At 64.2% G+C, this 12,660-nt stretch carries 11 protein-coding genes and 3 tRNA genes; 10 read left to right on the top strand and 4 right to left on the bottom strand.

The annotated features are described in order from the left end of the window. Position 1: 1 nt before the first annotated feature. The 7 genes from BMY30_RS08795 (at position 2) to BMY30_RS08765 (ending at position 5,592) form a co-directional block, all read left to right on the top strand. Positions 2–481 carry a regulatory protein RecX gene (locus BMY30_RS08795; protein ID WP_089712669.1) on the top strand — a complete coding sequence of 160 codons (480 nt, stop codon included), beginning with the start codon at positions 2–4 and terminating at the stop codon, positions 479–481. A gap of 354 nt (positions 482–835) precedes the next feature. Then, complete coding sequence (gene alaS, locus BMY30_RS08790; RefSeq protein WP_089712667.1) at positions 836–3,445, top strand: alanine--tRNA ligase; 2,610 nt, start codon at positions 836–838, stop codon at positions 3,443–3,445. Between the two features lie 54 nt (positions 3,446–3,499). After that, the gene (locus BMY30_RS08785; RefSeq protein ID WP_089712666.1) at positions 3,500–4,750 is read left to right on the top strand and encodes an aspartate kinase; all 1,251 of its coding nucleotides are present in this window, start codon (positions 3,500–3,502) and stop codon (positions 4,748–4,750) included. Positions 4,751–4,949: 199 nt separating this feature from the next. Further along, entirely contained in the window at positions 4,950–5,144 is a 195-nt protein-coding gene (gene csrA, locus BMY30_RS08780; protein ID WP_089712664.1) for a carbon storage regulator CsrA, read from the top strand. 109 nt (positions 5,145–5,253) lie between these two features. Continuing rightward, positions 5,254–5,346: transfer RNA gene (locus BMY30_RS08775), tRNA-Ser, on the top strand. 21 nt (positions 5,347–5,367) lie between these two features. After that, positions 5,368–5,444, top strand: a tRNA-Arg gene (locus tag BMY30_RS08770). 71 nt (positions 5,445–5,515) lie between these two features. After that, positions 5,516–5,592 (top strand) — tRNA-Arg (locus tag BMY30_RS08765). A gap of 205 nt (positions 5,593–5,797) precedes the next feature. Here BMY30_RS08765 and BMY30_RS08760 read toward each other — a convergent pair. Then, positions 5,798–6,766, bottom strand: a complete 969-nt coding sequence (locus BMY30_RS08760; protein ID WP_089712662.1) for a tRNA dihydrouridine synthase — start codon at positions 6,764–6,766, stop codon at positions 5,798–5,800. A gap of 172 nt (positions 6,767–6,938) precedes the next feature. Here BMY30_RS08760 and BMY30_RS08755 point away from each other — a divergent pair, with 172 nt between their 5' ends. The 3 genes from BMY30_RS08755 to BMY30_RS08745 are packed head-to-tail and all read left to right on the top strand — an operon-like array spanning position 6,939 to position 10,455. Beyond that, positions 6,939–7,193: an OadG family protein gene (locus BMY30_RS08755; protein WP_089712660.1), complete on the top strand. Its 255-nt coding sequence runs from the start codon at positions 6,939–6,941 to the stop codon at positions 7,191–7,193. Between the two features lie 54 nt (positions 7,194–7,247). After that, entirely contained in the window at positions 7,248–9,122 is a 1,875-nt protein-coding gene (oadA, locus tag BMY30_RS08750; RefSeq protein WP_089712657.1) for a sodium-extruding oxaloacetate decarboxylase subunit alpha, read from the top strand. A gap of 10 nt (positions 9,123–9,132) precedes the next feature. Then, a complete protein-coding gene (locus tag BMY30_RS08745) occupies positions 9,133–10,455 on the top strand; it encodes a sodium ion-translocating decarboxylase subunit beta (protein ID WP_089712656.1) in 1,323 nt (440 codons plus the stop codon). Positions 10,456–10,489: 34 nt separating this feature from the next. Here the strand turns inward: BMY30_RS08745 and BMY30_RS08740 are convergent, their stop codons facing one another. Genes BMY30_RS08740 through BMY30_RS08730 form a run of 3 tightly spaced genes read right to left on the bottom strand, consistent with a single transcriptional unit; the run spans position 10,490 to position 12,578 of the window. Continuing rightward, positions 10,490–11,107 carry an IMPACT family protein gene (locus tag BMY30_RS08740; protein WP_089712654.1) on the bottom strand — a complete coding sequence of 206 codons (618 nt, stop codon included), beginning with the start codon at positions 11,105–11,107 and terminating at the stop codon, positions 10,490–10,492. Next, the gene (lexA, locus tag BMY30_RS08735; RefSeq protein WP_089712652.1) at positions 11,107–11,577 is read right to left on the bottom strand and encodes a transcriptional repressor LexA; all 471 of its coding nucleotides are present in this window, start codon (positions 11,575–11,577) and stop codon (positions 11,107–11,109) included. Before lexA ends, BMY30_RS08740 begins: the two co-directional genes overlap by 1 nt. Before the next feature lie 38 nt (positions 11,578–11,615). Beyond that, a complete protein-coding gene (locus tag BMY30_RS08730) occupies positions 11,616–12,578 on the bottom strand; it encodes an IS1595-like element ISHda1 family transposase (RefSeq protein WP_086558114.1) in 963 nt (320 codons plus the stop codon). Positions 12,579–12,660 lie beyond the last annotated feature (82 nt).

Below are 12,660 nucleotides of genomic sequence, written 5' to 3'. Positions count from 1 at the left end.
CATGCTCGGGCGACCTTCCGGCGGCGAAGCGTCGCCGCGGGACGATGCCATCCGTCTGCTGGCTCGCCGGGAGCATTCGCGCCAGGAACTGGCCGAGCGCCTGGCGGCCAAGGGTCACGCACCCGACGGCATCGCCGAGTGTCTTGACGACCTGGCCGAGCAGGGGCTGCAGTCTGACGCCCGCTTCGCCGAGAGTTTCCTGCGTTCACGCATCCTGCGCGGCCAGGGGCCACTGAAGATCAGGGTGGAGCTGGAACGGCGCGGTCTCGGCCGGGAGGAAATCCATCACGCCTTCAATGAAGCCGAGCAGGCTGGCGAGGTCGACTGGTTCGCCCTCGCCGCCGCGGCGCTTTCGCGGCGCTTCACGGGGCCCGGTGACACCCCTCGCGAGCGCGCCCGCCGCGAGCGTTTCCTCGCCCAACGCGGCTTCGAGTTCGACCAGGTGCGCCATGCCCTAGAACATGCGTGGGATGATGTTTGACGTTTCGTACTGTCACTCGGGGCTGATCCGGCGACAGGCTCCCGAAGTATCGGACCATCGAGGAGGCGCTGTGAACCCTTCCCTGGACGCTACCGATGCCCTGCTTCGCTCTCGCGTACCGCTCCGCTTGCAGGACCGGTGCTGGCCATCCATGGCCAGCCCGTTCGGAGCGGTGCTCCTCACCCCTGGCAAAGGTCCTCCTCTTCGACCTGTCCCCGGCGCCCCTCGCTATGAGCGCCTGTGCTAGCTGGCGCCCCTTTAGTCCATTGCCAACTGCGCTATAATGGCGGTTTTGCGAAAGCCCCGGGTGGTCTCGTTGCGGACGGCCACCTCGCCCATCGCCACGGATACCCCATGAAAAGCGCAGATATCAGACAGGCCTTCCTGAGTTATTTCGAGGAGCATGGCCATACCGTCGTGCCCTCCAGCTCCCTGGTGCCGGGCAATGACCCGACCCTGCTGTTCACCAATGCCGGCATGGTGCCGTTCAAGGACGTCTTTCTGGGCCGCGACCCGCGCCCCTATGTGCGTGCCACCTCCTCCCAGCGCTGCGTGCGCGCCGGCGGCAAGCACAATGACCTGGACAACGTCGGTTATACCGCTCGCCACCACACCTTCTTCGAGATGCTGGGCAACTTCAGCTTCGGCGACTACTTCAAGCGGGAAGCCATCCGCTTCGCCTGGACCTTTCTCACCGAGACGCTAGGCCTGCCGAAGGAACAGCTGTGGGTCACGGTGCACGTCAGCGACGATGAGGCCGAGGGGATCTGGAAGGAGGAGATGGGCATCGACCCCGAGCGCTTCTCGAAGCTGGACGAGGACAACTTCTGGCAGATGGGCGATACCGGCCCCTGCGGGCCGAGCTCCGAGATCTTCTTCGACCATGGTCCCGAGGTATGGGGCGGCCCGCCCGGCAGCCCGGAAGAGGACGGCGACCGCTACATCGAGATCTGGAACCTGGTGTTCATGCAGTTCGACCGCGATGCGGCCGGCACCCTCAATCCCCTGCCCAAGCCCTCCATCGATACCGGCATGGGCCTGGAGCGCATCGCCGCGGTGATGCAAGGCGTGCACTCCAACTACGAGATCGATCTCTTCCAGAACCTGCTCGAGGCCGCGGCCCACGCCACCGGCCATGCCGACACGTCTACCCCATCGCTGCGAGTAATCGCCGACCATATCCGTTCCTGCGCCTTCCTAATAGCCGACGGCGTGCTGCCCTCCAACGAGGGGCGCGGCTATGTGCTGCGCCGGATCATCCGTCGCGCCATCCGCCATGGCCACAAGCTTGGCGCGCGCGGCAACTTCTTCCACCAGTTGGTGGAAGCACTGGATGTGGAGATGGGCGAGGCGTTTCCCGAGCTGCGCGAGGCACGCCACCAGATCGAGCGCGTCCTGCTCAAGGAAGAAGAGCAGTTCGCCCGTACCCTGGAGCACGGCATGGGCCTGCTCGAAGAGGCCCTGGGCGGCCTTGAGGGCGACACTCTGCCCGGCGAGACGGTCTTCAAGCTCTATGATACCTACGGCTTCCCCTTCGATCTGACCGCCGACGTCTGCCGCGAGCGCGGCGTGAGCCTCGACGAGGCCGGTTTCGAGCGCGAGCTCGAGGCCCAGCGCGAACGCGCCCGCGCGGCCAGTCAGTTCGGCGCCGACTACGCCGCCGCCCTGGACCTCGAGGGCGAGACCGCTTTCACCGGTCATGACCTGCTGGAGGATCGCGCCACCGTCACCGCTCTGGTCGATCAGGAAGGCAATCCCTTGGCGCGGCTCGAACCGGAGCAGCGCGGCGTCGTGGTGCTGGACCGCACGCCCTTCTATGGCGAGTCCGGTGGTCAGGTGGGCGATACCGGTTACCTGGAGCTGGAGGGAGGCCGCTTCCTGGTCACCGACACCCAGAAGCAGGGCGGTCACCACCTGCACCATGGCGTGCTGCTCGAGGGAACGCTGGCGGTGGGCGCCGAGGTGCAGCCGCGGGTCGACGCCCGCCTGCGTGCGGCAACGGTGCGCAACCATTCAGCGACGCACCTGATGCACAAGGCGTTGCGAATGGTCCTGGGGGACCACGTGGCGCAGAAGGGCTCGCTGGTCACCCCCGAGCGGCTGCGCTTCGACTTCAGCCACTTCGAGCCCATGACCTCGGAGCAACTGGACGAGGTGGAGCGCCTGGTCAACGAGCAGATCCTGGCCAACGCGCCGACACATATCGAGCAGATGAGCCTCGACGAGGCCAAGGCCAAGGGCGCCGCGGCGCTGTTCGAGGCCAAGTACGCCGATAATGTCCGCGTACTGACCATCGGCGCCGACGACTTCTCCATCGAGCTGTGCGGCGGAACCCATGTGGCGCGAAGCGGCGACATCGGCTGCTTTCATATCGTCAGCGAAGCGGGCGTCGCCTCCGGCGTGCGCCGTATCGAGGCAATCACCGGTGAGGGGGCCCTGGACTGGTTCCGCGAGCAGGAAGCTCGCCTCCATCGCATCGGCGAACGCCTCAAGGCCAAGCCGGAGCAGGCCGAGGAACGGGTCGAATCGCTGCTCGAGCGCAACCGCACCCTGGAGAAGGAGCTCGAGCGCCTCAAGGCCAAGCTGGCCAGCGCCGCCGGCAGCGAGATGATCGATGAGGCCCGTGAGGTCAAGGGCGTCAAGGTGCTGGCCAAGCGCCTCGAGGGCGTAACCGGCAAGGAGCTGCGTGGGGTGCTCGACCAGCTCAAGAACAAGTTGGGATCCGGCATCGTGGTGCTGGGCGTGGACGATGCAGACGCCGGCAAGGTCAGCCTGATCGCTGGCGTCACCGATGATCTTACCGGCCGGGTCAAGGCCGGTGAGCTGGTCAACCATGTAGCGGCCCAGGTCGGCGGCAAGGGCGGCGGCCGGGCCGACATGGCCCAGGCCGGCGGCAGCGACGTCAAGGCGTTGCCCGGCGCGCTGGAAAGCGTCCCGGCATGGGTCGAGGATCGGCTCCAGTAAATGAATCACTCATCCGAGCGTTAAACGCACTCGAATCACGAGGAAAATCGGCAGATGGCACTATACGTACAGAAATTCGGCGGTACCTCGGTGGGCTCTGTCGAGCGCATCAAGGCCGTGGCCGAGAAGGTCAAGGGTTTTCGCGACAACGGTCACCAGATCGTCGTCGTGGTTTCCGCCATGAGCGGCGAGACCAACCGCCTGATCGGCATGGCCAACGAGATCAACGACGAGCCGACGCCACGCGAGATGGACATGCTGGTCTCCACCGGCGAGCAGGTCACCATCTCGCTGCTGGCCATGGCATTGCAGAAGATCGGTGTGCCGGCGACCTCCTATACCGGCTCACAGGTGGGAATCCATACCGACAGTGCCCATACCAAGGCGCGCATCCAGCGCATCGAGACCGATGAGATGCGCGAGGACCTCGATGACGGTCAGGTGGTCGTGGTTGCCGGCTTCCAGGGCGTCGACGAGGAGGGCAATATCACAACCCTCGGCCGCGGCGGCTCGGATACCACCGGTGTGGCGCTGGCGGCGGCGCTGAAGGCGGACGAGTGTCAGATCTATACCGACGTCGATGGTGTCTATACCACCGACCCGCGGGTCGTCTCCAAGGCCCAGCGCCTCGATACAATCACCGTCGAGGAGATGCTGGAACTGGCGAGTCTGGGCTCCAAGGTCCTGCAGATCCGCGCCGTCGAATTCGCCGGCAAGTACAATGTCCCGCTGCGCGTGCTGTCCAGCTTCGAGGATGGCCCCGGCACCCTGATCGTTGCAGACTCCGACCAAGACGAGGATTCCATGGAAGAACCGCTGATTTCCGGTATCGCCTTCACCGCCAACGAAGCCAAGCTGACCCTGCTCAATACGCCCGACGTACCGGGTGTGGCATCACGTATCCTGGGGCCGATCGCCGATGCCAACATCGAGATCGACATGATCGTCCAGAACGTGGCGCCGGCGGGGGACTACACGGATTTCACCTTTACCGTGGCCAAGGGCGATTACAAGCAGACCATGAAGATCCTCAAGGATCAGGTCATCCCCGACCTGGGTGGCGGTGATCTGCGCGGTGACGACAACATCGCCAAGGTTTCGCTGGTGGGGGTGGGTATGCGTTCCCATGCCGGTGTTGCTGCCAAGTTCTTCCGGGTACTGGCCGACGAGAACATCAATATCCGCATGGTCTCCACCTCCGAGATCAAGATCTCGGTTGTCATCGACGAGAAGCACATGGAGCTGGCGGTCAAGTCGCTGCACAAGGCCTTCGGCCTCGACAAGAGCGATATCGAGGCCGAATAAGACTCCCTCGGGTCGACGACACCTTCTACGCTTGTAGGGAAGTCCGCGACACCCGTACTACAGGACGTCCTTTCAGCGGGGTGCGGGCGTGTCATGGGTCGGTGCCATTGGTCAGGGACGACGAGTTGTCGCACAATGCAACTTCGTCGTTCCTGCCGGCGAGCATCCCGTAGCCATAAGTCTGAGAAGGAGATCAGTCATGCTCATCCTGACCCGCCGTGTCGGCGAAACCCTGATGATCGGTGATGACATCACCGTGACCGTCCTTGGCGTCAAGGGCAATCAGGTCCGCATCGGCGTCAATGCCCCCAAGGATGTCGCCGTGCATCGCGAGGAGATCTACCAGCGCATACAGCGCGAGAAGGCCGACTCCGGTCTCGAGAGCGATGACTAGTGCGCGGGCGATCGACGCGGAGAGCCATCACGGGGTCATGGCGAAAATTCGACCGGGGTCGCTGGACAATGGCCTTCTAAAACGGTAGGATGCGCACCGTGTCGATGAGGGAGAGGTGGCCGAGTGGCTGAAGGCGCTCCCCTGCTAAGGGAGTAAGGGGTTTATAGCCTCTTCGAGGGTTCGAATCCCTCCCTCTCCGCCATTGTCGTCACGCGAAGGTCAAGCGCCCGTAGCTCAGCTGGATAGAGTACCTGACTACGAATCAGGTGGTCGGAGGTTCGAATCCTCCCGGGCGCGCCATCTTCACAGTGGATGTGATCGGCGGCATGCCGTCCAGTTCATCCCGACAATGATCCTGTTTGTTGTCTTACGCGCCCGTAGCTCAGCTGGATAGAGTACCTGACTACGAATCAGGTGGTCGGAGGTTCGAATCCTCCCGGGCGCGCCAGATATCGACCCGTCCTCACTGCGAGGGCGGGTCTTCTGTTTTCCAGGCCCGCTGTGCCGAGCTTTTTACCGGTGTGTCGGGGCCAGCGTTCTGCTAGCCGGGTCGGCGTTCCTCGCGTGCCGGCCCTGCGATCGTTTGAGGCGCCGTCGCGATGCGACGCGCGCCTCTTTTTTGTGCGTGACGTTCTCCTGGCGATGATTCGTTGTCAGGCCGTTTCGGCCTGCTGGCCGGTGCCGGGGGAGATGGCGGAGGGCGCGAGGCCCGCCAGCAGGGCGTCCAGGTCGCGCAGTCGCTTCACGGCCTGGAAGCGACGGGCTGCCTCTTCGTCACGCTGGCGCATGTGGTTGAGCCACTGCTTCATCAGGGCAGTGACGACACGTTCCGGAAGTGTGGTACGCTGCAACGCAGCAAAGTCGGCAAGGATCCCTGCCCGGACCCGCCAGGGCGTCTCGGTCAAGCGTTCACCCGTCGCCTGCCAGTGGCGGATGCGCGAGGCCAGCCAGGGGTCCGCCAAGGCGCCGCGGCCGAGCATCACGTCGCGACACCCGGAGAGTGTGCGGGCCTTCCAGTAGTCCTCCAGGGTCCAGATGTCGCCATTGGCGACCACCGGAATGGAGAGGCGCTGGTGGATGCGACCGATCCACTCCCAGTGGGCAGGTGGGCGGTAGCCTTCGTCGCGGGTGCGGCCATGGACCACCAGCTGCCGTGCGCCGGCATCCTGGGTGGCCAAGGCGCAGGCCAGGGCCAGGCGGCGATCGGAGAAGCCCAGTCGGATCTTGGCCGTCACCGGGATCGTGTCGCCCACGGCCCGGGAGACTGCCGACACGGCGGCGTGGACTCTTCGCGGATCGCGCAGCAGCGAAGCGCCGCCATCGTGTCGGTTGACCAGTTTGGCCGGACAGCCGAAATTGAGATCCAGGCCGGTGGCACCAAGACGCAGGGCCTGGCGGGCATTGGCCGCGAGGGTATCGGGATCGGAGCCCAGTAATTGCAGCTGCACGGGGACGCCGCTCGGTGTGGTGACGCCCGGGCGGGCCAGTTCCGGGCAGTGCCGGAGGAAGACGCGGGGCGGCAGGCGGGCGTCCACCACGCGCACGAACTCGGTCACCGCCCAGTCGAAACCGGGAGTGCGGGTCAGGAGGTCACGGGTCACCGCGTCGATGACCCCTTCCATGGGCGCTAGGCCGGTTCGCCCGCCATGTAGTAAATTAACAACGCTGACTTCCACCATGACGCCATTGCAAACTGTCGAGAACGTGGCAGGTTATAGCATCCTAAAAAATGCGCAAGCCGGGTTTTCCTCGTGATATCGAGGCCAGTTATGCGCAAGAAGCAGGAGAATTCGCATGCAGGATACGCAGCTGCTCAACGAGGGCCTAGCCCTGATGGGCGTGGGCATGGGCTTTGTCTTTGTTTTTCTTACCGTGCTGGTGATCGTCACCACCCTGATGTCCAAGGTCATCGGTCGTTTTTTCCCCGAGCCCGTCGCGCCCCCGGTGCCGGCACGCGGGCGAGGCGGCGCTCCGGCGAGTCAGGACGATTACGTCATGGTCGCCATCAGCGCCGCGGTGCACCGCTATCGCCGTCGCCACCGCCGCTGAGGCAACCGTTCTCGCTTCCCCCTCCCTTCCATTCATAACGACAAGGTCACGACCATGACTGACAAGACACGCCCGCTTGGCATCACCGATGTCGTCCTGCGCGATGCCCACCAGTCGCTGTTCGCCACCCGCATGCGCCTCGATGACATGCTGCCTATTGCCGAGAAGCTCGACCGCGTCGGCTTCTGGTCGCTGGAGTCCTGGGGCGGGGCCACCTTCGACGCCTGTATCCGCTATCTCGGCGAGGACCCGTGGGAGCGGATACGGGCGTTGAAGGCGGCCATGCCCAATACGCCCCAGCAGATGCTGCTGCGCGGCCAGAACCTGCTCGGTTACCGTCACTACGCCGATGACGTGGTGGATAAGTTCGTCGAGCGGGCCAGGACCAACGGCGTCGATGTCTTTCGGGTCTTCGATGCGATGAACGATCCGCGCAACCTCGAGCGCGCCATCCAGGCGGTGCGCAAGGTAGAGGGCCATGCCCAGGGCACGCTCTCCTATACCGTGAGCCCGGTGCATACCCTGGACGGCTGGGTCGAGCTGGGCAAGACCATCGCCTCGATGGGTGCCGACTCCCTGGCCATCAAGGACATGGCCGGCCTGCTCAAGCCCTACGACGCCTACGAGCTGGTCACCAAGCTCAAGGCTGCTGTGGATATCCCCATCCACATGCAGTGCCATGCCACCACCGGCATGTCCACCGCCACCGCCCTCAAGGCCGCCGAGGCCGGCATCGACAACGTCGATACCGCCATCTCCTCGATGTCCATGACTTATGGGCACAGCCCCACCGAGTCGGTGGTGGCCATCCTGACGGGCACCGAGCGCGACACCGGCCTGGACCTCGAGCTGCTCGAGGAGATCGCCGCCTACTTCCGCGAGGTGCGCAAGAAGTACGCCGCCTTCGAAGGCTCGCTCAAGGGCATCGACTCGCGCATCCTGATCGCCCAGGTGCCGGGCGGCATGCTCACCAACATGGAAGGCCAGCTCAAGGAGCAGGGCGCCGGCGACAAGCTTGACGACGTGCTCAAGGAGATCCCGCGCGTGCGCGAGGACCTGGGCTTCATCCCGCTGGTCACCCCCACCTCGCAGATCGTCGGCACCCAGGCGGTGATGAACGTGATGATGGGCGAGCGCTACAAGTCCATCTCCAAGGAGGTTCAGGCGCTGCTCAAGGGCGAATACGGCGCCGCGCCGGCACCGTTCAACGAGGAACTTCAGGCCCGCGTGCTGGAGGGTGGCGAGCCGATCACCTGCCGCCCGGCCGATAACCTCAGTCCCGAGATGGACCGGCTCACCAAGGAACTCAAGGAGAAGGCCAAGGCCGAGGATATTCGCCTGGCTGAGGGCGAGCGCGAGATCGATGACGTCCTGACCTATGCGCTCTTCCCGCAGATCGGCTTGAAGTTCCTCAAGAACCGCGACAATCCCGATGCCTTCGAGCCCGCGCCCCAGGCTCTCGGGAATGAGACCCCCGGTGCCAGCGCCAACCTGTCGGCTTCTTCACAGAAGGGTGGGGCCCAGAATAAAGGAGCCGAGGCCAAGGCCCCGGCGACCCAGGACACGGCACCGGGCGGCCCCGAGACCTATACCGTCAAGGTCAACGGCAAGCAGTACGTGGTCGAGATTGCCGAAGGCGGCGATATCGGCGATGTCCAGGAGCAGAAGACCACTGACGCCAAGAAAGCGTCCGACGCGAGCGAGCCCGCCGAATCGTCCGGCGAGGCGATCACCGCGCCGCTGGCCGGCAATATCTTCAAGGTCAATGTGCGTGAAGGCGATAGCGTCGAGTCTGGGGATGTCGTGATCATTCTCGAGGCCATGAAGATGGAGACCGAGGTACGCGCCAGCAGCGCCGGCAGCGTCTCCGCCGTCAAGGTCAGCGAGGGCGACAGCGTCGCCGTCGGTGACGTCCTGATCGAGCTCTAAGGGCCCCCTCATGGAGAAACTACTGACACTCTGGCACGGCTCGGGGCTCTACAACCTGAATGTGGGCCAGGCGGCGATGATCCTGGTGGGGCTGGTGCTGCTCTACCTGGCAATCCGCAAGAAGTTCGAGCCGTTGCTGCTGGTGCCGATCGGCTTCGGTGGCATCCTGGCCAACATCCCCGAGGCGGGTCTGGCGCTGTCGGCGCTGGAACAGGCCATCGAGGTGGCCAGGCCTGCCGTGCTCCAGCAACTCGCCACCGCCCTGGGTACGAGCCTGGACCCGCTGGCCGGTGCCGAGGCGTGGCGCGAGACCCTCAAGGGCCTGGTCAAGGACGGTGTCGCACCGGAGGCGCTGCGTGCCGCCCGCGATGTGGCGGTCGGCGTCGGCTACGGCGACGGCATGCTCTACAGCTTCTACAAGGTGGCCATCGCCTCGGGCATCGCCCCGCTGGTGATCTTCATGGGCGTGGGGGCGATGACCGACTTCGGCCCGCTGCTGGCCAACCCGCGTACCCTCTTCCTGGGGGCGGCGGCGCAGTTCGGCATCTTTGCCACCCTGTTCGGCGCGGTAGGCCTCTCGGCGCTGGGTGTGATGGATTTCTCGCTCAACCAGGCCGCCGCCATCGGCATCATCGGCGGTGCCGACGGCCCCACCTCGATCTATGTGTCGAGCGTGCTGGCCCCTGAGCTGCTGGGCGCCATCGCCGTGGCCGCCTATGCCTACATGGCGCTGGTCCCGCTGATCCAGCCGCCGATCATGAAGCTGCTGACCTCGAAGCGGGAACGCGAGATCACCATGACCCAGTTGCGCCCGGTGTCGAAGCTCGAGAAGGTCGTCTTTCCGGTCGCGATCCTGCTGCTGGTGGCCTTCTTCCTGCCGGACGCCGCGCCGTTGCTGGGGATGTTCTGCTTCGGCAACCTGATGCGTGAGTGCGGGGTGGTGGAGCGGCTTTCCGACACCGCCCAGAATTCGCTGATCAACATCGTGACCATCTTCCTGGGCCTCTCGGTGGGCTCAAAGCTGATGGCCGACAGTTTCCTGGCCATGGAGACCCTGGGGATTCTCGGCCTGGGCATCGTCGCCTTCGGGATCGGCACCGCTGCGGGGGTGTTGATGGCCAAGCTGATGAACCTGATGAGCAAGATGCCGATCAATCCGTTGATCGGTGCCGCCGGGGTCTCGGCAGTGCCCATGGCAGCGCGAGTGGCCAACAAGGTGGGGCTGGAGTCCAACCCCCACAACTTCCTGCTGATGCACGCCATGGGGCCCAACGTGGCCGGGGTGATCGGCTCGGCGGTGGCCGCCGGGGTGATGATCAAGTATCTGGGGTGAGGCGCCTCCGGGCGCCGCTCGCCATGGAGAAGGGTTAATCGTCCAGCATTGTCAGCCGGCCCCGCAGGCGTGTCTCGAGGGTGGTCAGGTCGGCGGGGGTGTCACTTGGCCAGCCCACCTTTAGCCGCACGCCGTCGGCGCCGTAGTCGGCCTGCTCGATCGGGATCTTCTGTTCGGCCAGCCAGGCGCGGGCCTCGGCTTCGCCGGCGAAGTCGACCCGCAGGTGTAGCGGGGCGCGCTCGACCACGGTGCGGCGCGGTAGGGCCTCCAGGCCCTCGGTCACGGCGCGAGAGTAGGCGCGCGCCAGGCCGCCGGTGCCGAGCTTGGTGCCGCCGAAGTAGCGCGTGACCACGCAGCCCACCTGGCCGAGGCCGGCCCCCTCGAGCACCTGGAACATGGGGCGCCCGGCGGTGCCGCCGGGCTCGCCGTCGTCGGAGAAGCCGATGGCGACCTGCTCGCCGGGCGGGCCGGCGATGAAGGCACTGCAGTGGTGGCTGGCATTGGGGTGGATGCGGCGCGCCTCGGCCAGCATCGCCTCGAAGGCCGCCGAGTCCGGTGCATGGCAGAGCCAGGTGATGAAGCGGCTCTTCTCCACTTCCAGTTCGCTCTCCTGCCAGCGTCCCGCAGGGACGTCGGGGGCGGCAAAGCGCATCAGGCGGCCAGCTCCGTCTGGCGCACCACGCCCATCACTAGGCCGATCACCTGGATATCGTCGTTGCGCAGGTAGATGGGGGCCATGCGCTCGTTGGCTGGCTGCAGGCGCACACCCGACTTCTCGATGTAGAGCTTCTTCAGGGTGACCTCCTGGTCGTTGATCATCACCACGGCGGTCTCGCCGTTCTCGGCACTTTCGCGACGCTCGATGATGATCACATCCCCGTCGAAGATGTTGCAATCGATCATGGAGTCGCCGCGTACTCGCAGGGCGTAGGTGTTGCGACGGACCATGCACGTGGGTACCTGGATGCTGCCTATTTCGGGGCAGGCCTCGATGGGCATTCCCGCCGAGACGTGACCGAGCAGCGGGATCTCGGTCAGGTTGTCAGCCTCGATGGCCGCCCAGGCCTCGGTCAGCGGGAGGTTGGGACGGCGCTCCAGGTACTGCGGTGTGACGTTGGGCATGCGATGTCTCCCGGTTATCGAAAACTGTCGATACATGGCTATGTTGGTATCTGTTGTTGGTCTGCGCCTATCGCCTTGCGAAACCACGCTTCCTCTGCTGGCTTCGCGGTTTCAAACAACCGTCGCCATGCCAGGTAATTGGGTAAGTACTCGGTCCCCACCCCATGAAAGCGCGTCATCCAGCCCTTCAAACGGCTCATATAGCTGTTTACGTTCTGAATGTGGTATTCCTTGCCAAGCACTCGCTGATTGTCGAGTGTGATCAGTCGATGATGAGCAATGCCATGGTCGGCAGAGAAGGTTTTATACCAGCTGTGCCCGTCCGAACATAAAATCGAGTCACGATCGATGATCGGTGCCAAGAATTCATGAACAGTGGATTTCTTGAGCGCCGGATCGACCAAGTCACTGATCTTTCCGTTACGGTCTCGCGCAATAAGAACCTGAATCTTTTGCCCTTTTTTCTTCATATCGCCTTGCCCGCCGCGCCTTCGAGGTTTGCGGTGCGTGAGATTACGCTTTCCTTTGCAGGACTCCAGGAAGAAGGTTTCGTCTACCTCGATGATGCCGGATAGTGGGTTGGCGTTGTCTTGAGCGCTCGTTTTCAGGAAGCGATGTCGCCAGCGGAAGGCCGTCTTCAAATCGATGCCCACTCGGGCCGCCGAGACACGTAACGTCAGACTGTCTCGCATGCAGCGCAGGTAATCAAACCACTTGTCGCGGTGCTGCAGTTTGGCCAGGGGCGTACCTGTGAGGGCATTGAAGGTCTTGCGACAATCGGGATTCCGGCAGCGATACCGCTGCAGGCCACCGCTGCGCCCCCACTTTGCAGGGTATTCAGCGCCACAGTGTGGGCAGGGAAGGTGAGGTCTCGCGGTGTCGAGCAAGGTGTTCGCTTGGGAGCTTATTTGCCCAAGAATCTGATCTGCCAGGTATTTCTTGAGATGGTCAGGGAGGCGAGTCAGTGTCTGTTCGAGGGCTTTGAGGTCTGATTGATTCATGGCGTGCCCCAGAGGAAAACTGGATATACAGTAGTTTATACAGTATTTTTAAAGCACGCCAACAACAGATACCAACATAGCC

Source organism: Halomonas daqiaonensis (assembly GCF_900109725.1).
In the GTDB taxonomy this organism is placed as follows: domain Bacteria; phylum Pseudomonadota; class Gammaproteobacteria; order Pseudomonadales; family Halomonadaceae; genus Halomonas; species Halomonas daqiaonensis.
Note: the sequence above shows the minus strand (reverse complement) of the source record. Positions and strands in the feature narration are given on the sequence as shown.